Consider the following 20,929-nt stretch of genomic DNA (forward strand, 5'->3'; position numbering starts at 1 on the left):
GGCCACGCGTTGAAAGCCCTGCACATCTACGCTGGCCCCAAAGCCTTGGCCCACATCGAGGCCAATGGCTTGAAGCCCGAACACATTGGTGTGATTCCCGCTGCGGCGGGTGGGCCCAAGGGTTTGATCCTCGGGCCACTGGATCGTTTTTTGTTTGGCGAATGGTTGCCCCAAAGCACGCAGCCCATTGACCTCGTTGGCGCATCCATCGGCGCGTGGCGCATGGCCACGGCGTGTTTGGACAACCCTGTCCAAGGCTTTGATCGGCTTTCGCAAGATTACATCCACCAAGACTACAAAGTACCCGAAGGCCAAAAGCGCCCCAGCGCCAAACAGGTGAGTGACGAGTTCAGTCAAACCCTGCAAAATTTTTATGGTGGCCATGTCAGCGAAGTGCTGCGCAACCAGCGCTATCGCCTGCATGTGGTGACCTCGCGTGGCAAACACATCTTGCACCATGAGCACCCGTTGCTCACGCCCTTGGGCTATGCAGGCGCGTATTTGTGCAACGCTGTAAAGCGCAAAGCCATGGATGCCTGGCTAGAGCGTGTGGTGTTCTCTACCCGTGGCGAGCTGCCGTTTGATGCGTCTGACTTTGCCACCCAGCACATGACGCTCAACGAGCGCAACTTCATGGCCGCACTGCAAGCCAGTTGCTCCATCCCGTTTGTGCTGCAAGCCGTGCACGACATTCCCGATGCACCCACGGGCGCGTATTGGGATGGCGGCATCACCGACTACCACTTGCACCTCAACTACAAAGGCTTAGTGCTGTATCCGCACTTTCAACAAGCCGTGGTGCCCGGCTGGCTAGACAAAGCCCTGAAGTGGCGACACAAAGCGACTTCGTATTTAGACAACACCATCGTTTTGGCCCCCAATCCCGAGTGGGTCAACACCTTGCCCAACGCCAAGCTGCCAGACCGAAGTGATTTCGTCACTTATGCCTCTGATTTTGAGGGGCGGGTAAAAGTTTGGAAAACTGCAGTGAGTGCGAGTGAGCAAATGGCTGATGAATTCACTTCATGGTTAGCTCAACAAAACCTGTCTCGCGTGCAGTCACTCTAAACGCCAGTACACGACGATGAACGAATCCATCGACTACCTGCACGAAGTCTTTGATGCATTCGGTCCCATCCGTGCCCGCCGCATGTTTGGCGGTTGGGGCATTTATCACGATGGCTTGATGTTTGGTCTGTATGCCGCAGGACGTTTGTATTTGAAAACCGATGCGCATAACGTGGCGCAGTTTGAGGCTGCAGGGTCTGAGCCGTTTACCTATACACAGCGCGGCAAGGCTGTGAAGCTGTCTTACTGGTCAGCGCCGGAGGCGGTGCTGGATGACCGTGACGAGGCACGCTATTGGGGCCTCACAGCCTTCGAGGCGGCGCTGCGCGCACAAGCTGCCAAACACAAGCCCAAGCGCTGATCGCTACTTTTTTTTGCCAAGACAGGGGAGGGTGCCGCTCAAAAGATAGAATAAATTGGTATTATTTTTAATTCCAAATGAAATCGTTTTCAGTTCTATCCATCTTGATGCTCAGCCTGTCCATGACCGCTTGCCAACGCAGCGCCACCAGTGAAGTGGCCACACCTATAACGGGCCAAGAACGAGATGCCCAAGGCTGCATTCCCACTGCGGGTTATCTGTGGTCCCCTGCACGCAAAGCGTGCGTGAAAGTGTTTGAGGCGGGCATTGCTTTTGACCCAACACCCTACAACCCAGACCAAACCCTGCATGCCTTTGTGCTGACCGCCCCAGCGAACGGCAACCAAGTCAAAGCTGCCGAGTTGTACTGGCCAGGAGAAGCTGAGCCTTGGCCGCTGGATGTGGTGCACACGCCTGAAGGCGACATTCGCCCCTTGGTGCTGGCCTCGCAACCTCGCAAAGTAAAGATCTATCGCACCACCGAAGGTGCCTACTTGCTAGAACGCGATGGCAAGGTGCTGTACACATTCGGCCCCAAAGAGGGCAGCGTGTTGAACACCATCACCTGGAGGAAGTAAGCGACGGCAGCTGCTACATGGCCGCTTGCAGCATCTCGCGGTATTCCTCTGGCGTGGTCAAACGTGGGTTGGTTTTGTGGCAATGGTCAGCCATCGCGCCTTCGATGATTTTGTCAAACCATGAGGCTTCCACGCCCATCTCGGCCAAGCCTTTGGGCAGGCCTAAACGGGCGTTCATGGCGGTGATGGCTTGGGCAATCGACTCAGCCGCTTCGAACGCGTGGTGTATTTCTCCTAAGCCCATCGCATAGGCCATGCGCTGCATGCGGCGTTCTTTTTGAACTGACTCAGCTTTAGCGTTGAAGCGCACGACAGCAGGCAAGAACATGGCGTTCAATGTGCCGTGGTGCAAGCGTGGGTTCACGCCACCCAAACTATGGCTGAGCGAATGCACGCAGCCCAAGCCTTTTTGAAACGCCATGGCGCCTTGCATAGAGGCGCTCATCATGTTCAGGCGTGCCTCACGGTCTTGGCCGTTATTTGTGGCACGTTCGATGTGCGCCCAGCCACGCGTGAGGCCATCCAGTGCAATGCCATCTGCAGGCGGGTTAAACGGCGCGGCCATGAAGGTTTCCATGCAGTGGGCAATGGCATCCATGCCAGTGGCAGCGGTGAGGGCAGGGGGCAAACCGAGGGTGAGCTCGGGGTCGAGCAAGGCGGCCTTTGGCACCAAATGCCACGAGTGAAAACCCAGCTTGCGCCCATCGTTCACGATGACGATGGCCCCACGCGCCACCTCGCTGCCTGTGCCTGCCGTGGTGGGCACGGCGATGATGGGTGACACAGCGGGTGTGATTTTGAGCGAGCCACCTTCAATAGTGGCGTAGGTTTTGAGCGGGCCTTCGTGCGTTGCAGCAATGGCCACGCCTTTGGCGCAGTCGATGGATGAGCCGCCGCCCACCGCAATGAGACCGTCGCACTGATGCGCGTGGTACACCGCCACCGCGGCACGAACCGCGGCCTCGGTCGGGTTGGATGGGGTTTGGTCAAACACCGCGACCTGTTCAATACCGTGATGGTCATGCAACGCATCCAGCGCTATTTGCAAAATGCCCACAGCTTTGACGCCTTGGTCGGTCACGATGAGGGGTCGCTTGATGTTGGCCTTTTCACACTCGGCCCCAAGGGTCGCGAGCACGCCAAAGTCAATCTGGATGTTGGTGAGGTAGAGGATTTGAGCCATGGCACACTATAAAAGCCGAATCCAAAAAAGCAAATCCAAATGAGTCACCCACGTAACCCGCAAAGCCTGCTAACCCCCGCCATGCGCGATGTGCTGCATGCCATTGCCAAAGCAGGCCGCCCGCCGATGGCGCTGCTGACGCCCGAGCAAGCCAAGCAAGCCTTCGCGCTCGGTGCAGGCGTGCTGGAAATCAATGCTCACAAAATGGCGCGTGATGACACGCTGCATATCCCTGCGCGCGATGGCTCTACCTTGCGGGCCAAACTGTGGGCCGAACACGCCAAGCCCAACCTACCCGTGCTGTTGTACTTTCATGGCGGCGGCTTCACAGTCGGCAGCCCCGAAACCCACGAAGTGCTGTGCAAACACTTGGCTCATTTGGCGCACTGCGCGGTCGTGTCGTTGGACTATCGACTTGCACCTGAGTTCACATTCCCCACGGCGCACAACGATGCGTTTGACGCGTTGCAATGGCTCGCAGCCAACGCACCCGACTTAGGCCTCGACGCCACACGCATCGCCATTGGCGGTGACAGCGCAGGTGGCACATTGACCGCATCGACTGCCATTGCAGCGCGCGATGCAAGCATTGACCTCAAGCTCCAACTCATGTTCTACCCAGGCTGCTCGCCTGAGTACTTGGCGTCAGCGCATACGTTTGAGAAAGGCTTCTTGCTAGAAAAAGCCAGCATCGAATACTTTTACGGCCACTACATTCCCAACCTGGAAGACCGAGAAAACCCACGCTTTTCGCCCATGCTCGCCGATGTGTCGGGCGTTGCGCCTGCGTGGTTGGGCTTGGCCGAGTGCGACCCCATCGTGGATGAAGGCATCGCCTATGCAGACCATCTGCGTTTGAGCGGCGTGCCTGTGGACTTAGAAATTTACAAAGGCGTGGTGCACAGCTTCATTCAAATGGGCCGTGTCATTCCAGAGGCGCTGACCGCGCACATGGATGCGGCGCGTGCTTTGCGGCATGCGTTTGGGCTGTAAGCTGAAGTCGATGACTTACATAGAAATTGGCGAATGGGCTTTGATGCAAAACGCGGCACAAGCCGTGCGCACAGCTGTGTTTGTTCACGAGCAAGGCATTACACCCGCGGATGAGTGGGACGCAGACGATGCCACTGCCTTGCATGCCGTGTTGTTTGATGTGAATGGCCAAGCGTTGGGCAACGCACGTTTGCTGCAACCTTCGGCGACCGTGGCCAAGGTAGGGCGTATGGCAGTTCTCAAAGATGCACGAGGCAAGGGCTATGGGGCAAGGTTGCTACAGGCCTTGATTCGCTACGCACGACAAAGGGGTCACAAAGAGGTACGCCTGAGTGCGCAACGCACAGCCGAAGGCTTTTATGCAGCGTATGGTTTTGTGGTTGCGGGGGAACCGTTTGATGAAGTGGGGATACCGCATGTGGAGATGTGTTTGATGTTGGTCAAAACGTAAAACCACAAAGGCTTTTACGATCACTTAACAAATAGCTGTCTATGTTCAAAATTCTTAAAGTCCTTACCCTTACTTTCTTTCTTCTACTCAGTGCGTGTGGTGGCTCAAGCAGCAATTCGGATGAAAATTTCACCGTCACAGCCACTGGTCGTTAAGTCATACAGGCCTAGCTCATGAACAGATTTTTGGTTGTTCTTTTTTTATTGGCATTGACTCAGCTTGCTAAAGCCCAGTCTAGTTGCAATACCGTGAATGGTGAAATCACTGACACAAACGCCAACTGCATGGCTGAGCCTAAAGAGCTCTACATCACGATTTACAAGCTTGGATTGTGTACAACCCCACCTGCAGCGCCTACGGCTAGCACCGCCATTGAATTCTCTCGATGCGCCATCATTTTTGAAAACAGCTCAGGAGCTCGGGTCAGAATTATCAAAGGCATCCCAACAAAACTAGACGGTGTGGTGAAGCGCCCATCGAACGGGACTTATTCATATTCATTTGCTGTTCTTTCACCGTATTCAGAAATTAAAACTATTTTGAGGTTCGATCAAGATCGACAAAATTACCCAGCGGCAGGACAAACAGCGACAAGTGGTAGGGTCTGCTGGTCACGAGCAGGACGCTTTTATTCAAATCGCATAGGGCACATCAGTGATTTAGTTGATTGCGGATCAAACGTAGGCTCTAGCTATGGATTTACAACGCAAGTGTCTAATGCTCTTGGTGCTGATGGCTCAGGAAACGGCGATGTCAGTCGAGATTTTGGTGTACTCACCGGGTACCTTGTTCAATCAAATTACAAGTTGGCAACCTCTATTCCAAACGATATTGGAACAATTGATAAGTTAGTGGCAGTCATACCGATGACGACACCTTTGACTGTGACAAGAGCTACAAAAGGCATGGACTTTTCTGCATCAATCAGCACAGGTGCAATGATCGAAATGAACAATTTAAGCACGACGATTGAGTCTTTTGGACAAGGTCAGTTACTGCCCATCTTCACGCTTTACTGACTGATGGCTATTCAGTTTTGAATTTTTAGCCATGCGAAAATGACTTCAATCTTTTCTTAAAAATAACTCCATGAAAATCATCAATCGCTTGTGGCCCATCACTTTCGTCATAACGAGCACATTGACCTTAAGCACCAGTGCAATTGCAGCTGATTTAACAAACTTCAGCACACTCAACCAAACAGAATTCCTAGCGTTGAGCAAAGACTTGGCAGCAACAACCAGCACCAAGGCCATCGAACCCGCTGCGCCCTTGGGTATCTCAGGTTTTGACATCAGCGGGTCAGCGTCATTCACCCAAACACAAGCAGGCGACGCTTGGCGCAAAGTGTCTGGAAGCAATACAGATACCCTGACTCAAACCAAACTGTCGGTGAGCAAAGGTTTGTCTGGCGGCTGGGACGTGGGTGGCTTTGTGTCCAAAGTGGCATCCACCAACGTGTCAGCATCTGGCGTGCATATCAAATATGCATTGCTAGAAGGCAATGCCATCACACCAGCCATCGCCGTACGCGGTAGCCACAGTCGTATGGGTGGCGTGTCGGGCATGGAATTGAACAACACAGGTTTAGATGTGTTGATCTCTAAAGGCTTTGTGGGATTCACGCCCTATGCAGGTGTGGGCACGGTTTATTCAAATGCCAAAGCCACGGGCAAGAATGATGAGAGCTTCACACAAAGCAAATCATTTGTCGGTGTGAGCTGGAACGTCTTGCTGCTCAACCTCTCCGCCGAGTACGACCGTACTGGCAAAAACACATCAGTCGGCATCAAAGCTGGCGTGCGTTTCTAAACGGCCCTGCAGATCAAATGTCGTCGCGCAGCGCATAGGGCAGCGGTAGCAGGCTCAGCACGGGGCCATCTGCAGCACCTAAATGCAAGCTGCTGTTTTCAGTGGCACTGAGTTGCAGCTCCAGCACTGCCACATGGCAAGCACCATCGCTCGCGGCCTGCGCCACGAGGCCGCAAGGCTGGGTGGCGTCTATGCTTGAAAACACTTCTTGACCAGCAGCCATGGCCACTGCGCCTTGCCCAATGAACGCGCGGCGTTTCAAGGTACCGCGAAATTGGCTCCGGGCCACCACCTCTTGGCCGGGATAACAGCCCTTTTTGAAGTTCACACCATCAACAGATTCGTAATTGAGCATCTGTGGCACAAAGGCTTCGAAGGTGGCGAGCTCAACCCATGCAATACCGCTCATCACTTCGCCCACTTGCCACAGATCAGCGCTGAGGGTCGCTCCGGTTGGTACGGCCACGTCTTTGGGGGCAATCCAGAAAGCGCGTGGTTGCGCTAGGGCAGGGTAGAGGGTCAACACATCGGCGGCCCCGACCGAATGGCGTTGCCATGCAGCTGTTGATGCGCCGTTCAAAGCAGCAAGCACGGCATCACCTGCCAAGCCCAACAACTGAAATTCATCGCTGGCATCGCTCAACTTAGCTTTGGCACGCATCACAAACATCGACATGCGTTTGACGGTTTGGGCAATCAAGTCTTTGCGACAAATCAGCAGCACTTCCTCGGCAGAACGCTTGTAAACCACAAAGCTTGCCTGCATACGACCTTTGGCATTGCAAAAAGCGGCCAAACGCGATTGGCCTGCTTTCATCAACAGCACATCGTTGGTGAGTTGGTTGTGCAAAAAGCTGGCTGCATCTGCGCCCGCTGCGCGGATGATGCCGAGGTGAGGCAGGGGAGCGATGCCGTTCAAAGGCGCGGAGACTGAAAAAGTGTTCAATGACATGACTGAATTATCATGCCCGTTGGATTAACGTGATTGAACATAGGGTTGTGATGCGGCTCATCAAACGAATCTTTTGGACAGTGCTGAGCCTGATGCTGCTCCTGACAGCTGTTTCTGGCTGGTGGGTCTTGCAACCCCTGTCATTGAAGTCATCCACGATTGATTTGTCGATTGAGCCCCAGACGCCCGTGCGCGGCATTGCTCAAGCTGTGGCGGATGCGGGCGTCGAGGCGCAACCTCTCGTGCTGTACGCTTTTTTCCGAGTCAGTGGGCAATCGCGCAAGCTACGCGCTGGCAGCTACGAACTGAACGAAGGCAATACCCCACTTGATTTGCTGCGCAAACTCAGCCGTGGCGAAGAAAGCCTTAAAGCAGTGAGCTTGATTGACGGTTGGACGTTTCGCCAATTCCGAGCAGCCCTCAACAAAGCCGAAGGCTTGAAGCACGACACCAAAGATTTGAGCGATGAACAAATCATGGCCCAGCTGGGCATGCCCGGCGTGGCCCCTGAGGGCCGATTTTTCCCGGACACCTACACCTACGGCAAAGGCACGTCAGAGCTGCGCGTGATGCAACGCGCGGCCAACGCCATGACCAAACAACTGGCCGCTGCTTGGGGCCAACGCCACTCGGACATACAAATCAAAACCATCGATGAAGCCTTGATCTTGGCCAGCATCGTTGAAAAAGAAACTGGTCGTGAGAGCGACCGCACCACCATCAGCCGCGTGTTTCACAACCGTTTGGCTGTTGATATGCCGCTGCAAACGGACCCCACTGTGATTTACGGCATGTTCGACAACTTCGATGGCAATCTGCGCCGCGCCGACTTGCGCGCCGATCACCCTTGGAACACCTACACCCGCAAAGGCCTGCCGCCCACGCCGATCGCCATGCCCGGGCGCAACGCGCTCAAAGCGGCGGTTCAACCTGCGCCGAGCAACGCCTTGTACTTTGTAGCCAAGGGCGACGGCACGAGCCACTTCAGCGCCACGCTGGAAGAGCACAACGCTGCGGTCAATCGCTACCAACGCAAAGCCGCTGGACAGTGATGCCGAACAGGCAAAATAGCGGGCTATGACAAAAACAGGTCTGTTCATCAGTTTTGAGGGCATCGACGGTGCGGGTAAATCCACGCACATCGAGGGCTTGGCCGCGGCATTCAAAGCGCAAGGCCGCCAAGTCACGCTCACCCGTGAGCCTGGCGGCACGCCCTTGGCTGAAAAGCTGCGCGAGCTGGTGTTACATGACGCGATGGACCCGCTGACCGAAGCGTTGCTGGTGTTTGCCGCCCGCCGCGACCACCTGAATCAAGTGATTGAACCCGCCTTGGCTCGTGGTGATGTGGTGCTGTGTGACCGCTTCACCGATGCCACCTTTGCCTACCAAGGCGGTGGCCGTGGCTTTGACCTTGATGTACTGCGTCAGCTGGAACAATGGGTGCAGGGCAGGGCCGAGGGGCTGCGTCAACCCGATGTGACCGTGTGGTTTGAACTCGACCCCGCGATTGCTGCTGAGCGTTTAGCCAGCGCTCGTGTGCCTGACCGCTTTGAGGCACAACCCGTGGCTTTTTTCCAGCAAGTGTCCGGCGGTTATGCCGCACGCGCTGAAGTCGATGCTCAGCGCTTTGTGCGCCTGAATGCGGCCCAAACCCGTGAGGCTGTGTGGCAGCAGTTGCACCAGCAGTTTGTGCAGCGTGGTCTGCTCAGTGCCCAGTAAGCCACGCACACGCCATTCGCGAAACCCGCTGCATGAACGAAACAACCCAAACGCGCCCTGTGTTGAGCCCTTGGATTCAAGGCCAGCTCTCCAAGCTACTGGAGCGCCGTGGCCATGCTTGGCTGCTGCAAGGCCCATCGGGCTTGGGCCAATACACACTGGGCTTAGAGCTGGCCCGCGCTTGGCTGTGCGAAGCACCGACGAAACAGGGTGCTTGTTACCAATGCCGCAGTTGCCACGCCGTAGATGTGCGTACCCATGCCGACCTATGCACCTTGATGCCTGAGACCTTGTCGCTAGAGCTGAACTGGCCCTTGGACGAAAAAACCCAAAAAGACCTCGACGACAAAAAACGCAAGCCCAGCAAAGAGATTCGCGTCGAAGCGGCACGCGAGATGGTGGCATTCACCCAACACACCCGCTCAGGTGGGTCGACCAAAGTGGTGTTTGTGTACCCCGCCGAGCGCATGAATCATGTGACGGCCAACACCATCCTCAAAACCTTGGAAGAACCGCCAGGCGAATGTCGTTTTGTATTGGCCAGCGAAGCTGCCCACCAGCTTTTGCCCACTATTCGTAGCCGCTGCCAAACACACACCATGGTTTGGCCGACCGAAGCTGAAGCATTGAGCTGGCTGCAAACTCAAGGCGTGTCCGCCGCCGATGCCACCGTGTTGTTGCGTGCTGCGGGCGGGCGTCCCGAAGATGCGCTCGACCTAGCGAATGCTGGCCTCAGAGCCACCATTTGGGCTGGTTTACCCAAAGCCATCATGCGAGGAGATGTGGGCGCCGTGTCGGATGCCACGCCCTCGCAAGCCATCGCCATGTTGCAAAAGTTGTGTCATGACTTGCTGGCCTTACGCACTGGCGGCGAACCACGCTTTTTCATGGCAGCTGATTTGCCTGCGGCTGGCACGGTGAGTTCACTCACCCAATGGTCCAAAGACTTGATGGACGCAGCCCGTACCTCAGAACACCCGTACAACGCAGGCTTGATGTTTGAAGCCTTGGTGGCGCGTGCGCAAACCGCCTTGCGCGCCAAAGACTAATTGCGATTGATCTCTTGACATGTTCACCGACTCCCATTGCCACCTCAATTTTCCAGAGCTGGTTGAAAACATCCACACCATCCGTGACGACATGGCCAAAGCCCAAGTCACGCGCGCCTTGGTCATCAGCACCACGCTGGAGCGTTTTCCTGAAGTGCACGGCTTAGCCACGCAGTTCGACAACTTCTGGGCCACCGTGGGCGTGCATCCCGACAACGAAGGCGTGCAAGAGCCCACGCTTGACGACCTTTTGACCCGCGCCAAACTACCCAAAGTGGTGGGCATTGGCGAAACCGGCCTTGACTATTACCGCTTGGGCGATCGCACCGTGGCCGACATGGAATGGCAACGCAACCGCTTTCGCATCCACATCCAAGCCGCGCAGCAATCCCAGCTGCCTTTGGTCATCCACACCCGCAGCTCATCCGCAGACACCGTGGCGATTTTGAAAGAGCAAGGCGAAGACGGCTCGGCGGGCAGTGCGGGCGGCGTGTTTCATTGCTTCACCGAGACCTCAGACGTGGCGCGAGCCGGCTTGGACCTGGGGCTTTACATCTCGTTTTCAGGCATCTTGACCTTCAAAAATGCCCAAGACTTGCGGGATGTGGCCGCCTTTGTGCCGATGGATCGCATCCTGATTGAGACCGACAGCCCGTATTTGGCACCTGTCCCGCACCGTGGCAAAACCAACAACCCGTCTTATGTGCCGTTTGTCGCAAAACAGATTGCCGAGATTAAAGGTCTGTCAGTGGAGGCGGTGGCAGAGGCAACCAGCCGTAACTTTGACCAGCTTTTCAGCGAGGTTCTCAGATGAGAAAATACTTTAAGTATTTTTTATATCTATATGTTTTTATAGGATTTTCATCATCCAATGCAGGGTCTTATGATGACTTTATCGCGGCAGTCACTTTTGATCAGCCCGAGACCATTGAAAAGCTACTGGCACGGGGTTTTGATCCAAATACCCCCAACGAAAAAGGCATTCCAGGGCTACTGGTTGCCATTCAATCCCCATCGCCCAAATCCGCCTTGGTGCTCGCCAAGCATCCACTGACTCAGGTCAATGCCACCAATTTGAACGGTGAAACGGCCTTGATGCTAGCAGCCATCCATAACCAGCTTGGACTCGCACAGCTTCTCATTGAGCGGGGTGCGGACGTCAACAAGCCGGGCTGGACACCCTTGCATTACGCCTCGACACGAGGGCATCGCGAGATGATGCGCTTGTTGATCGAAAACGATGCCTACCTTGACAGTGAGACTGACGATGGCACTACACCGTTGATGATGGCTGCTTTTTCAGCGCCCCCACTGGCCGTCAAACTCTTATTGGAAGAGGGCGCAGATCCCACTTTGGTGAATCACCAACAACTCTCGGCACTGGACATTGCGCTGAGCAAAGAGCATACGCAAAGTGCGTTTTACATTCGCGCTTATATAGAAGCTTGGTTTATTCAGAACCCGATCGTCACCCAATCCCCCGAGTGATCAGGTCCACTCAAAGCCGACTGGCTGACCATCGATTGAGAAAGCCTGTCAGCCTTGCCGTAGTAGTAGCCGTGCCGGCCTCATGCTGGGCCGATTGGGTAAATATTTCGTCGTATTGCTTGGCCTTGTGCACCCGATGACGCCCCAGCAATGAGCCCTGATTGGCAAATGCGGAGGCCGTATCCAAAGTGCCACGGCTTCGCGCAGAACTTAATTTTGAAATTTGACGAATTTTTTGATTCGCCTTGCTCAGCACTTGGGCCTCTAAAACGGCATGGCAAAACTCAACAAACGATTGCCCACAAGCATCTGTCATGTCCATCAGGTAACCCCGCTCAAACATGCTCTTGGCGCTTTGCGCTTCCAAAATTGGGGGCGTTAATATGAACTTCACTGGAAACCGTTGCTTCGAAAACGTGTCATCGTTCATCTGATCGGTTTGAACTCGCGTGGGGCTTAACAGCAACAAAGGCGGCGCGTGCATGGCTGAGTCAAAAACCCAATGGTGATGACTCAAAAAGCCCACCGTGGCTGTCAGTTCAATTTCCGATACAGAAGTCGGCACAACCACCAAGTCGTACTCAAACATCAACTCACCGGCGATGGTGTTGCTCCAAGTTAAATCGCAAATGACCACCTCGGTACTCACGGCCGCACGACGCAGATGAAGGCGCGCATCGAGCGTTGAACGATTGCCACCTTGATGCAGGGGAAGCGGCTGATGCTGAACAACGACACCCACATTAGGAGCTCGTCTCAGCCAGCTGCTCGATGAGCCATGGTTGTCAAAATCCAGAAGCGTCACAGTTTGGCCCTGTGATTGCATAAATGCCGCTAGATTGGCTGAGACTGTGCTTTTGCCAACACCACCTTTAGGGCTAGTTATTAATATTTTGAAACTATTTGGTGATTTCATTTTTATATTATGAATCCAAAAAGTCTCCTTTTATTAACTAAAACGTATTTTTCCTATCACAACATAAACTTTACATAATATACATCGTATCAAATTGAAGCTTGACCAAATTAATGATCTGTATGGGCCCAAAGCAGCAAAGCATCGCGTTCTTCAACCACTAAATCAATCTTCTGGCCCACTGGCAAACACAGTTTGGTGGGTACATGTCCAAACGGCAAATCTGTTAACACAGGGATTTTGATTTGTGTACGCAGCCAATCAACAACGCTCTGAAGTTTGAAGCCCTTGTCATGCGGTGTGAGTTTGTAACTACTGAACTGGCCCAACACGATCGCTTTTTGATCAGCCAATACACCTGCATGCAATAACTGGGTGAGCATGCGTTCAATGCGGTATGGGTGTTCGCCCACATCCTCTAAAAACAGCACGCCGTGTTTGATTTGCGGGAAATAGGGCGTGCCAAGCAAAGAAACCAATACGGCCAAATTGCCTCCCCACAAAATAGCATCGTGCGCCCAAACGCCAGGGCGCCGCTTTTCGTTAGCCAAAGCACAAGCCTTAGAAAGTTGCCAACCCGCGCCCTCGCCCTGCCCGCTGACCATGTCGTCAAAACAGGCTTCCATGATGTCGTCGGGTTGTTCAGCCCCAAAGTCCTCGCCAAGAGCCGGGCCAGCCCAAGTGATCGCGCCTGTTTTAGCCAGCATGGCGCTTTGAAACGCTGTGAAATCACTCAAGCCCACAAACTGCGTGCCTTTGGCAATCGCTTTGGCCACTTGCTTGTATTGGATATTTGGCAAGATGCGTGTGAGGCCGTAACCGCCACGACTGATGAGCGCCACATCTGCACCACTAGCGGCTGCACGGTGAATGGCGGCCAAACGGGTGACGTCGTCCCCAGCGAATCGGGTGTAGCTGCTCAGGGCATCGGCATCTAGTTCGACCTCGTGACCGAGTTTTTTCAGGCGTGCCACGCCACGTTTGAACGCCGCTTTGTCGCGCACTGCGCCGCTGGGGGAATAGATGTAAATGTGAGCCATGCGCACATTGTCGCGGCAAATTAACGCGACGAAATCAACTGCGCTTGAAGTGCAGCAAGCGGCCACGATAAGCACTGAGGTCTTCTAAGGGCTCGTTAATGATGATTTCAGTCACACCAAAACCCATGTTAGCCATGTCTTTGTGAAACGCGCTGCGGTTGCCACGGTTGGGGTCAACGATAAGTACCTCAGCACCCTCTGCTGCATGCTCTTCGATAAAGCCCGCGAGCTGCGCAGGGTGGCTACGCTCGTACAACACATCGCTGGCAATCAGCAAATCAAATGCCCCTAGCCCCTTGTTCACTCTGCCCCAGTTACCCGTTTCGTAATGCAGAGGCGGCAAGTCGTTGAGCAAGACATTGGCTTTTAGAAAAGTCTCCGTCAATGGATGGCAATCACTCGCCGTGATGTTGCCTTCGCGGCGATGCACCACCAAGCTGGCCAAGCCTAAGCCGCACCCGACTTCCAGCACACGCTTGCCATTGATATCCCACGCTTGCATGAGGTCAGCCAACTTTTGAGCAAATGGCCAGACCAAACCAAACAAAGGCCACGTCGCCGATGAGATGCCGGCATCCAACGCCAAACCCAATGGATCGTAAAACTGCTGCTTGTCCAGCAACGAGCGTATTTGCAAATCAGCCCCGCCTCCGACACCGACCCTCTGAAACTTCACTTCGTAACCGATGGGTGGTGTGGCGTTGGACATGATTAACTTCGTTTCGGTGTCGGTGTGGGGTCAGCCAACAAGGTGCTCAAGGCACGAGGACCGGCCATGTGGCCACGGTCGGGATAAGGTGCGTCACGCAAGGCTGCAGGTAACGCGAGCGATTCGATCCAATGAATAGGCAACGCCAGTTTGGTCAACAGCGGGGCCATCACACGCGGTGCATGCAAAGCAACAGGCGCAGGTTGCAAACTGGCCAAAAACTCGCTGAGTACTTGGGCATGCCAAGCAATGCGGTGTGTCGCCACTTTTTTGGGCTTGTCGGACATGCCAAAACCTGGCAAGTCCAAAGCAACCACAGGCTCTGTTGATTGCAGCTGAGCCATGTATTGCACGCTCCAGGCGTCAAGCCCATGGATGTAGACATGCGGCGCTGCTTGACCGTCTTTTCGGTTGTCAAACCAATGCAAACGCAAGCCTTCTAAAGCGGGCAAATCAGCAGAGAAGTGCGACATCTCCAAGGGCACATCCAGCCCCGCAAACGCACCATCAGGCGTGCGCAAAGCATCTTCACGCAGCGGTACTTTTCTGAGTTGCTGCTGAACACGGCGTTGTTCAAAAAAATCTTGCAGCACAGCTGCACATTCGTCGGCCAACACACCACCCGTCACTTGGGTTTGGTGGTTGATGTGTTCATTTGCAAATAAATTGAGCACAGAGCCCGCTGCACCTGTTTTGGGCTCGATCGCACCAAACACCACGCGCTTGAAACGCGCATGCAGCGCTGCGCCGCTGCACATGGCGCAAGGCTCTAACGTCACATACAAGGTGCAGTCGTCCAGCCGATAGTTGCCCAGTGCTTGGGCCGCAGCGCGCATGGCATTCACTTCGGCATGTGCCGTGGGGTCAAGGCTGGCCAGTGGCGCGTTGTGGGCCGATGCAATCACCTGCCCTGCCCTCACCACTACCGCGCCCACCGGCACTTCGCCTGCATCAGCGGCGGCTTGCGCTTGGCGCAGGGCCAGCTGCATGAAGCCAATGTCTTCTGGCGAATGCGTCATGGCTGAACCATACCGAGTTTGACCATCCACTCGGCCAAAGCTTGCTCATCCGCGCTGCCCTGCGCATATATCGCGTGCATGGCGGCGTGTGATTCGGGTCGGTGTTGGTTGAGTTTGAGCTTGCATTGCAGCTCAGTGATGCGTAGCTCGAACGCCACAATGGCGCTGAGCATCTTGTGTTGGTAGTCTTCACCCAAACCATGCCACTGCGCAGCATAAGGCGGCTCGTGATCGCCAATGAGTTGCTTGAGCAAACGGTCTTTCGCTTGTGGTTCTTGTACCAGCGAAGCTTCCACCTTGGCATGTACGGCCAAATAGCTCCATGTAGGCACCCGCGTGAGGTCTAGGTAGACCTTGGGCGACATATAGGCCTGTGGGCCCATGAAGGTCACCAGTGCTTGAGGGCGAGCTTGCAAGTAGCGCCAATGCGGATTGGCTTTGGCGCAGTGACCGAGCAGCACGTGCTGGCCATCTATCTGTGTCAAATAAAGGGGGATGTGTGTGACGCATGGAAAACCATCGTCGTCCACACTGATGAGATTCGCAAACGGATGCGCCCGCATGATAGCGAGCGCATGTGCCTCATCTTTGGCCTTGAACTGCGGGGGCAGGTACATGCCAAACGACCGCAGAGGGCCTGCTTAAAAACGACGTTTGACGGCTGGGCCGCCTGGGGCTTTGCCTTCGATGTGACGGAAAGTCACGCGGGCTTTGTTCATGTCGTAAGGCGACAGTTCAACCGTGACCTTGTCGCCTTCGATGATGCGGATGCGGTGCAGGCGCATTTTGCCGGCGGTGTATGCGATCAGGGAGTGACCGTTTTCCAGGGTGACGCGGTAGCGAGAGTCGGGCAAGACCTCGGTCACGACACCCTTCATTTCGATCATTTCTTCTTTTGCCATGTACTTCTGTGTTCTCTAATTTAAAAATCTGGCCCAAAGCGGGCAACTAACGTTAGCCCCCGATTGTAGGCTGTTCGACTTGAGGTCTTATTCCCACTCAATCGTCGCTGGCGGCTTGCTAGACACGTCATACGTCACGCGGTTGATGCCACGCACTTCGTTGATGATGCGTCCAGACACTTTCTTGAGCAGCGCATAAGGCAACTCAGCCCAGTCGGCGGTCATGAAGTCGCTGGTCTGAACCGCACGCAAGGCCACCACATAGTCGTAAGTGCGGCCATCGCCCATCACGCCCACGCTCTTAACGGGCAAGAACACGGTGAAGGCTTGGCTGGTCAAGTCGTACCAAGTTTTGCCAGTAGCCTCATCGGTGAAGTTGTGCAGCTCTTCGATGAAGATGGCATCAGCTCGGCGCAGCAAGTCGGCGTATTCTTTTTTCACTTCGCCCAAAATGCGCACGCCCAAGCCTGGGCCTGGGAAGGGGTGGCGGTATACCATCTCGCGGGGCAATCCTAATGCCACGCCGAGTTCGCGCACTTCATCTTTGAACAAGTCGCGCAAGGGCTCCAACAGTTTCAAGCCCAATTGCTCGGGCAAGCCGCCCACGTTGTGGTGACTCTTGATGGTCACAGCTTTTTTGCTCTTCGCGCCGCCGCTTTCAATCACGTCGGGGTAAATCGTGCCTTGCGCCAAGAAGGTGGCTCCTTTGTGCCCACCATCGCCCGCTTTGAGCTTGGCAGCCTCGGCTTTGAACACGTCCACAAACAAGCCGCCGATGATTTTGCGCTTGGCCTCTGGCTCGCTCACACCCGCCAACTTGCCCAAAAACAAATCGCTCGCATCCACGCGAATCACGCGGGCGTGCAACTTGCCAGCAAACATGTCCATGACCATGTCACCCTCGTTCAGGCGCAACAGACCGTGGTCCACAAACACACAGGTGAGCTGGTCGCCAATGGCGCGGTGAATCAGCGCAGCGGCCACCGATGAATCGACGCCGCCGGAGAGGCCCAAGATGACCTCTTCGTCGCCCACTTGTTTGCGAATGGCAGCCACTGCCTCTTCGATGTAGTCGCCCATGATCCAGTCGGGGCGTGTGCCGCAAATATCCAACACAAAGCGGTTCAACAACGCTTGGCCTTGCACGGTGTGCGTGACTTCGGGGTGGAATTGCACCGCGTAAAACTTGCGCGCCTCGTCGGCCATGCCCGCGATGGGGCAAGCTGGCGTGGATGCCATGACCTTGAAGCCTTCGGGCAGCTGGGTCACTTTGTCACCGTGGCTCATCCACACCTTGAGCATGCCATGACCTTCGGCCGTGCTGAAGTCTTCAATGCCTTTGAGCAATTCGGTGTGGCCGTGGGCTCGCACTTCGGCATAGCCAAATTCGCGGGTCGTGCCCGCCTCCACCTTGCCGCCCAGCTGAGTGGCCATGGTTTGCATGCCGTAGCAAATGCCCAGCACGGGCAAGCCCAGTTCAAACACGGCGTCAGGTGCGCGGTCGTCCACCTCATACACGCTGGCGTGGCTGCCGGAAAGGATGATGCCTTTGAGGTTGCCGTCTTTGGCATATTCGCGCACCCAGTCGCTGGTCACGTCGCAAGGATGAACTTCACAGAACACATGCGCTTCGCGCACACGGCGGGCGATGAGTTGGGTGACTTGAGAGCCGAAATCGAGGATGAGGATTTTTTGATGCGACATAAATAAAAAAGGGCCTTCAAATGGCCTAGCCCGCTATTGTCTCAAAAAACAAAGCCACCCCGAGGGGTGGCCTGTGCGAGAACACTAAAAGCTTATTCAGCGCTTATTCCGCCCGATAGTTCGGTGCTTCTTTGGTGATTTGCACGTCATGCACATGACTTTCGCGAATGCCGGCTGCGGTGATTTCCACAAACTCCGCCTTGTTGTGCATCTCTTCAATCGTGCCGCAACCGCAATAGCCCATGCTGGCACGCAAGCCACCCGCCATTTGGTAAATGATGGCGACCACAGAACCCTTGTAGGGCACACGGCCTTCAATGCCCTCGGGCACCAGCTTGTCGGCATTGGGGTTGCCGGTGCTGGACTCTTGGAAGTAGCGGTCTGCACTGCCCTGCTGCATGGCCCCGATAGAGCCCATGCCACGGTAGCTCTTGTAGCTGCGGCCTTGAAACAGGATGACTTCGCCAGGCGCTTCTTCCGTACCCGCAAACATGCCGCCCATCATTACCGTGCCAGCGCCTGCGGCTATGGCTTTGGCGATATCGCCGCTGTAACGAATGCCGCCATCGGCAATGAGTGGCACGCCTGTGCCCTTCAAGGCAGTGGCAACGCTGTCGACCGCCATGATTTGCGGCACGCCTACGCCCGCCACGATGCGGGTGGTACAGATGGAGCCGGGGCCAATGCCGACCTTGACACCATCAGCACCTGCTTCAACCAAGGCCAAAGCGGCAGCGCCCGTGGCAATGTTGCCGCCGATGACTTCGATGTGCGGGTAGTTTTGTTTCACCCAACGCACGCGGTCAATCACACCTTTGCTGTGGCCGTGTGCGGTGTCCACCACGATGGCGTCCACACCCGCACGAGCCAGCGCTTCCACGCGCTCTTCAGTGCCCTCGCCCACACCCACCGCAGCACCTACGCGCAGCTTGCCTGCGGCGTCACGGGCGGCGTTGGGAAAATTGAGTTGTTTGGTGATGTCTTTGACGGTGATCAAGCCTTTGAGCTCAAACGCGTCGTTCACGACCAGCAAACGCTCGAGCTTGTGTTTGTTGAGCAGCGCTTTGGCTTGCTCAGGGGTGGTGCCCTCGGGCACCGTGACCAAACGCTCTTTCGGCGTCATGATTTCACTCACGCGCTGGTCGTAGCGGGTCTCAAAACGTAAATCTCGGCCTGTGACGATACCCACCACTTTGCCGCCTTCACACACGGGGAACCCTGATACGCCCAACTCGTCAGACAAGGCCATGACCTGGCGCACCGTGGTTTCGGGTGTGATAACCACAGGGTCGCGCAACACGCCAGACTCATAACGCTTAACCTTCGCCACTTGAGCGGCTTGCTCTTGCGCGGTGAGGTTTTTGTGCACGATGCCAATGCCGCCTTCTTGCGCAATGGCGATAGCCAAGCGCGCTTCAGTGACGGTATCCATGGCCGCAGAGACCAAGGGCAAGTTCAAGCGGATGTTACGGGTGAATTGCGTTGCAAGTGAAGTGTCCTTGGGCAGGACTTGGGAGAACGCGGGGACGAGCAGAACGTCGTCGAAAGTGAGGGCTTTGCCAAGCAGGCGCATGTTGATAGCTCCAAAAACAGCATTTTACGTAGCCCCTTGGAGACACTTGTATACAGCACCTTCTCTGCGCTATTCCTTAACAAATGGATGGCATTATTGCTTCAACGACAATGACTTTAACTTTTGAAAAACTTGTATGAAGGTGACTCATTTGACTTCGCGCCACAACAAACAGCTGACGGCTCTTTTTCTTTGCCTGTCAGCCACATTTGGCCATTGCGCCGATGCGCAACAAATCACCAAGCTGAGCTTGCCAGATTTGGAAACCATGATGTTTCAACAAAGTCCAGCCATACGAAGTGCCACGGACGCTGTCCAAGCCGCACGTTCCGCCGTTGACACAGCACGCACCATTCCCAACCCGCAAATTGAGGTCATGAATGGCACACGCAAGCCTAGGCCCGATAACTTGAATCCACAAGGCAACCTCAAGTCCGTTAGCCTCACACAAGATTTAGACATGCCTTGGCATCGCTTCCCTCGTGTGGACGGTGCAATTGCAGGATTGAACGCCGCGCAAGCCAATGAGCAATCCTTCAGAGCCGATATGCGCGCCCAGTTGCGTGTACGCTATTACGACTTGGTGAGACGCACGGCCGAGAACCGTGTGGCGGCAGAAGATGTCAAGCTGATGAATGGCATTCACAAACGCATTGAGCTGCAAGTTGAGACCGGCGAGAAAGCGCGGTTTGAACTCGTCAAAGCCAATGCTGAATTACTCAACGCACAAAAAATGCAGGAATCTGCAGGTTTACGCGTTCGCCAAGCAAGAGGGGCACTGCGTGCTTTGGTTGGGATTGATCTGCCCGAATCGTTTGAAATTCAAGAACAACCCCACACATTCGCTGCACCTGCGCCGTTGAACGAAGTACGAGACGATGTACTCAAGAACAACCCTGAGCTGCAACGCACACGGGCTGAACGACAGCAATTGGATCGCAAATTGAGCGAAGAAAAGTCGCTGCGCTTTCCTAAATTCGCCTTACGCGCCGACCAAGACCAAGACCCCGAGTGGCGAAGCAAGCGCGTCGGCGTGGCCATGAACCTACCGCTGTGGGACTGGCGCGGTGGTCCTGTTGGTGAAGCGGCTGCCAAGCTATCTCAAACCGAAAACCAACTGGCCTATCAAGAGTTTTCATTGCTGCAAAGTTTGGAGGCCGCTTACCAACAGTACGGCATTGCGAATGCACAAGTCGTTGCACTCGAAGGAGGCATCGTGCGCCATGCGGCCGATGCACTGCGCATTGCAGAACTTGCCTACAAAGCAGGCGAAAAAAGTTTTCTGGATGTGATGGATGCACAACGGGTCTACCGTGCAGCACGCAACGAACTCATCACGGCACAGTTTGAATTGGCCAGCGCATGGTCTGAAATCGAACGTTTAAGAGCAACTTCACCTTAAATGCCATCAA

Annotated in this window: 22 protein-coding genes and 1 pseudogene; 13 read left to right on the forward strand and 10 right to left on the reverse strand. The window is 55.1% G+C overall.

Annotation, left to right across the window (positions count from 1 at the left end; genetic code table 11):
* The first annotated feature begins 9 nt into the window (after positions 1–9).
* The 3 genes from QMG27_RS06490 to QMG27_RS06500 all read left to right on the forward strand — a co-directional run bounded on the left by QMG27_RS06490 (position 10) and on the right by QMG27_RS06500 (position 2,007).
* Positions 10–1,068, forward strand: coding sequence for a phospholipase (locus QMG27_RS06490; RefSeq protein WP_281810253.1), 1,059 nt, complete (start codon positions 10–12; stop codon positions 1,066–1,068).
* A gap of 16 nt (positions 1,069–1,084) precedes the next feature.
* A complete protein-coding gene (locus tag QMG27_RS06495) occupies positions 1,085–1,429 on the forward strand; it encodes a TfoX/Sxy family protein (protein WP_281810254.1) in 345 nt (114 codons plus the stop codon).
* A gap of 77 nt (positions 1,430–1,506) precedes the next feature.
* Positions 1,507–2,007, forward strand: coding sequence for a hypothetical protein (locus QMG27_RS06500; protein WP_281810255.1), 501 nt, complete (start codon positions 1,507–1,509; stop codon positions 2,005–2,007).
* 13 nt (positions 2,008–2,020) lie between these two features.
* Here the strand turns inward: QMG27_RS06500 and QMG27_RS06505 are convergent, their stop codons facing one another.
* Positions 2,021–3,190, reverse strand: a complete 1,170-nt coding sequence (locus QMG27_RS06505) for an iron-containing alcohol dehydrogenase (protein ID WP_281810256.1) — start codon at positions 3,188–3,190, stop codon at positions 2,021–2,023.
* A 39-nt stretch (positions 3,191–3,229) separates the two neighbouring features.
* On the opposite strand from QMG27_RS06505, the gene QMG27_RS06510 reads away from it, so the two are divergent.
* The 4 genes from QMG27_RS06510 (at position 3,230) to QMG27_RS06525 (ending at position 6,446) form a co-directional block, all read left to right on the forward strand.
* Positions 3,230–4,183 carry an alpha/beta hydrolase gene (locus tag QMG27_RS06510; RefSeq protein WP_281810257.1) on the forward strand — a complete coding sequence of 318 codons (954 nt, stop codon included), beginning with the start codon at positions 3,230–3,232 and terminating at the stop codon, positions 4,181–4,183.
* Positions 4,184–4,193: 10 nt separating this feature from the next.
* The gene (locus QMG27_RS06515) at positions 4,194–4,634 is read left to right on the forward strand and encodes a GNAT family N-acetyltransferase (protein ID WP_281810258.1); all 441 of its coding nucleotides are present in this window, start codon (positions 4,194–4,196) and stop codon (positions 4,632–4,634) included.
* 173 nt (positions 4,635–4,807) lie between these two features.
* Positions 4,808–5,653 carry a hypothetical protein gene (locus QMG27_RS06520; RefSeq protein ID WP_281810259.1) on the forward strand — a complete coding sequence of 282 codons (846 nt, stop codon included), beginning with the start codon at positions 4,808–4,810 and terminating at the stop codon, positions 5,651–5,653.
* A 70-nt stretch (positions 5,654–5,723) separates the two neighbouring features.
* Positions 5,724–6,446: a hypothetical protein gene (locus QMG27_RS06525; RefSeq protein ID WP_281810260.1), complete on the forward strand. Its 723-nt coding sequence runs from the start codon at positions 5,724–5,726 to the stop codon at positions 6,444–6,446.
* Positions 6,447–6,459: 13 nt separating this feature from the next.
* On the opposite strand, the gene QMG27_RS06530 is transcribed toward QMG27_RS06525, so the two are convergent.
* Positions 6,460–7,398, reverse strand: coding sequence for a folate-binding protein (locus QMG27_RS06530; protein WP_281810261.1), 939 nt, complete (start codon positions 7,396–7,398; stop codon positions 6,460–6,462).
* A 59-nt stretch (positions 7,399–7,457) separates the two neighbouring features.
* Here QMG27_RS06530 and mltG point away from each other — a divergent pair, with 59 nt between their 5' ends.
* Genes mltG through QMG27_RS06555 form a run of 5 tightly spaced genes read left to right on the forward strand, consistent with a single transcriptional unit; the run spans position 7,458 to position 11,654 of the window.
* Positions 7,458–8,450: an endolytic transglycosylase MltG gene (gene mltG, locus QMG27_RS06535; RefSeq protein ID WP_348773631.1), complete on the forward strand. Its 993-nt coding sequence runs from the start codon at positions 7,458–7,460 to the stop codon at positions 8,448–8,450.
* A 25-nt stretch (positions 8,451–8,475) separates the two neighbouring features.
* Positions 8,476–9,117 (forward strand): dTMP kinase, encoded by a 642-nt coding sequence (gene tmk / locus QMG27_RS06540; protein ID WP_281810263.1) that lies wholly within the window; start codon positions 8,476–8,478, stop codon positions 9,115–9,117.
* Between the two features lie 32 nt (positions 9,118–9,149).
* On the forward strand, positions 9,150–10,166 hold the full coding sequence (locus tag QMG27_RS06545; RefSeq protein ID WP_281810264.1) for a DNA polymerase III subunit delta': 1,017 nt from the start codon (positions 9,150–9,152) through the stop codon (positions 10,164–10,166).
* A gap of 19 nt (positions 10,167–10,185) precedes the next feature.
* On the forward strand, positions 10,186–10,980 hold the full coding sequence (locus QMG27_RS06550; protein WP_281810265.1) for a TatD family hydrolase: 795 nt from the start codon (positions 10,186–10,188) through the stop codon (positions 10,978–10,980).
* Positions 10,977–11,654: an ankyrin repeat domain-containing protein gene (locus QMG27_RS06555; RefSeq protein WP_281810266.1), complete on the forward strand. Its 678-nt coding sequence runs from the start codon at positions 10,977–10,979 to the stop codon at positions 11,652–11,654. Before QMG27_RS06550 ends, QMG27_RS06555 begins: the two co-directional genes overlap by 4 nt.
* Before the next feature lie 565 nt (positions 11,655–12,219).
* Here the strand turns inward: QMG27_RS06555 and QMG27_RS12690 are convergent.
* From QMG27_RS12690 to guaB, 8 genes and pseudogenes are all read right to left on the reverse strand, one after another.
* Positions 12,220–12,570, reverse strand: a pseudogene (locus tag QMG27_RS12690) (P-loop NTPase); the annotation flags it as partial.
* A 110-nt stretch (positions 12,571–12,680) separates the two neighbouring features.
* Positions 12,681–13,610 (reverse strand): LD-carboxypeptidase, encoded by a 930-nt coding sequence (locus QMG27_RS06565; protein ID WP_281810268.1) that lies wholly within the window; start codon positions 13,608–13,610, stop codon positions 12,681–12,683.
* 34 nt (positions 13,611–13,644) lie between these two features.
* On the reverse strand, positions 13,645–14,319 hold the full coding sequence (locus QMG27_RS06570; protein WP_281810269.1) for a methyltransferase domain-containing protein: 675 nt from the start codon (positions 14,317–14,319) through the stop codon (positions 13,645–13,647).
* 2 nt (positions 14,320–14,321) lie between these two features.
* Complete coding sequence (gene tadA, locus QMG27_RS06575) at positions 14,322–15,338, reverse strand: tRNA adenosine(34) deaminase TadA (protein ID WP_281810270.1); 1,017 nt, start codon at positions 15,336–15,338, stop codon at positions 14,322–14,324.
* Positions 15,335–15,955 (reverse strand): FMN-binding negative transcriptional regulator, encoded by a 621-nt coding sequence (locus tag QMG27_RS06580; RefSeq protein WP_281810271.1) that lies wholly within the window; start codon positions 15,953–15,955, stop codon positions 15,335–15,337. The genes tadA and QMG27_RS06580 overlap by 4 nt, the downstream gene beginning before the upstream one ends.
* Positions 15,956–15,979: 24 nt before the next feature.
* Positions 15,980–16,240, reverse strand: a complete 261-nt coding sequence (infA, locus tag QMG27_RS06585) for a translation initiation factor IF-1 (protein ID WP_281810272.1) — start codon at positions 16,238–16,240, stop codon at positions 15,980–15,982.
* 87 nt (positions 16,241–16,327) lie between these two features.
* The gene (gene guaA / locus QMG27_RS06590; protein WP_281810273.1) at positions 16,328–17,944 is read right to left on the reverse strand and encodes a glutamine-hydrolyzing GMP synthase; all 1,617 of its coding nucleotides are present in this window, start codon (positions 17,942–17,944) and stop codon (positions 16,328–16,330) included.
* A gap of 103 nt (positions 17,945–18,047) precedes the next feature.
* The gene (guaB, locus tag QMG27_RS06595) at positions 18,048–19,517 is read right to left on the reverse strand and encodes an IMP dehydrogenase (RefSeq protein WP_281810274.1); all 1,470 of its coding nucleotides are present in this window, start codon (positions 19,515–19,517) and stop codon (positions 18,048–18,050) included.
* 136 nt (positions 19,518–19,653) lie between these two features.
* Here guaB and QMG27_RS06600 point away from each other — a divergent pair, with 136 nt between their 5' ends.
* Complete coding sequence (locus tag QMG27_RS06600; RefSeq protein WP_281810275.1) at positions 19,654–20,919, forward strand: TolC family protein; 1,266 nt, start codon at positions 19,654–19,656, stop codon at positions 20,917–20,919.
* The last annotated feature ends 10 nt before the right edge of the window (positions 20,920–20,929 follow it).

This window comes from Limnohabitans sp. MORI2, from assembly GCF_027925025.1.
Classification (GTDB): Bacteria; Pseudomonadota; Gammaproteobacteria; order Burkholderiales; family Burkholderiaceae_C; genus Limnohabitans.

What these genes read in the sequence shown, in the direction of transcription:
- QMG27_RS06495 (WP_281810254.1), top strand. Translation starts at nt 1,085, where the DNA reads ATGAACGAATCCATCGACTACCTGCACGAAGTCTTTGATGCATTCGGT.
- QMG27_RS06500 (WP_281810255.1), top strand. Translation starts at nt 1,507, where the DNA reads ATGAAATCGTTTTCAGTTCTATCCATCTTGATGCTCAGCCTGTCCATG.
- QMG27_RS06505 (WP_281810256.1), bottom strand. Translation starts at nt 3,190, where the DNA reads ATGGCTCAAATCCTCTACCTCACCAACATCCAGATTGACTTTGGCGTG.
- QMG27_RS06510 (WP_281810257.1), top strand. Translation starts at nt 3,230, where the DNA reads ATGAGTCACCCACGTAACCCGCAAAGCCTGCTAACCCCCGCCATGCGC.
- QMG27_RS06515 (WP_281810258.1), top strand. Translation starts at nt 4,194, where the DNA reads ATGACTTACATAGAAATTGGCGAATGGGCTTTGATGCAAAACGCGGCA.
- QMG27_RS06520 (WP_281810259.1), top strand. Translation starts at nt 4,808, where the DNA reads ATGAACAGATTTTTGGTTGTTCTTTTTTTATTGGCATTGACTCAGCTT.
- QMG27_RS06525 (WP_281810260.1), top strand. Translation starts at nt 5,724, where the DNA reads ATGAAAATCATCAATCGCTTGTGGCCCATCACTTTCGTCATAACGAGC.
- QMG27_RS06530 (WP_281810261.1), bottom strand. Translation starts at nt 7,398, where the DNA reads ATGTCATTGAACACTTTTTCAGTCTCCGCGCCTTTGAACGGCATCGCT.
- tmk (WP_281810263.1), top strand. Translation starts at nt 8,476, where the DNA reads ATGACAAAAACAGGTCTGTTCATCAGTTTTGAGGGCATCGACGGTGCG.
- QMG27_RS06545 (WP_281810264.1), top strand. Translation starts at nt 9,150, where the DNA reads ATGAACGAAACAACCCAAACGCGCCCTGTGTTGAGCCCTTGGATTCAA.
- QMG27_RS06550 (WP_281810265.1), top strand. Translation starts at nt 10,186, where the DNA reads ATGTTCACCGACTCCCATTGCCACCTCAATTTTCCAGAGCTGGTTGAA.
- QMG27_RS06555 (WP_281810266.1), top strand. Translation starts at nt 10,977, where the DNA reads ATGAGAAAATACTTTAAGTATTTTTTATATCTATATGTTTTTATAGGA.
- QMG27_RS06565 (WP_281810268.1), bottom strand. Translation starts at nt 13,610, where the DNA reads ATGGCTCACATTTACATCTATTCCCCCAGCGGCGCAGTGCGCGACAAA.
- QMG27_RS06570 (WP_281810269.1), bottom strand. Translation starts at nt 14,319, where the DNA reads ATGTCCAACGCCACACCACCCATCGGTTACGAAGTGAAGTTTCAGAGG.
- tadA (WP_281810270.1), bottom strand. Translation starts at nt 15,338, where the DNA reads ATGACGCATTCGCCAGAAGACATTGGCTTCATGCAGCTGGCCCTGCGC.
- QMG27_RS06580 (WP_281810271.1), bottom strand. Translation starts at nt 15,955, where the DNA reads ATGTACCTGCCCCCGCAGTTCAAGGCCAAAGATGAGGCACATGCGCTC.
- infA (WP_281810272.1), bottom strand. Translation starts at nt 16,240, where the DNA reads ATGGCAAAAGAAGAAATGATCGAAATGAAGGGTGTCGTGACCGAGGTC.
- guaA (WP_281810273.1), bottom strand. Translation starts at nt 17,944, where the DNA reads ATGTCGCATCAAAAAATCCTCATCCTCGATTTCGGCTCTCAAGTCACC.
- guaB (WP_281810274.1), bottom strand. Translation starts at nt 19,517, where the DNA reads ATGCGCCTGCTTGGCAAAGCCCTCACTTTCGACGACGTTCTGCTCGTC.
- QMG27_RS06600 (WP_281810275.1), top strand. Translation starts at nt 19,654, where the DNA reads ATGAAGGTGACTCATTTGACTTCGCGCCACAACAAACAGCTGACGGCT.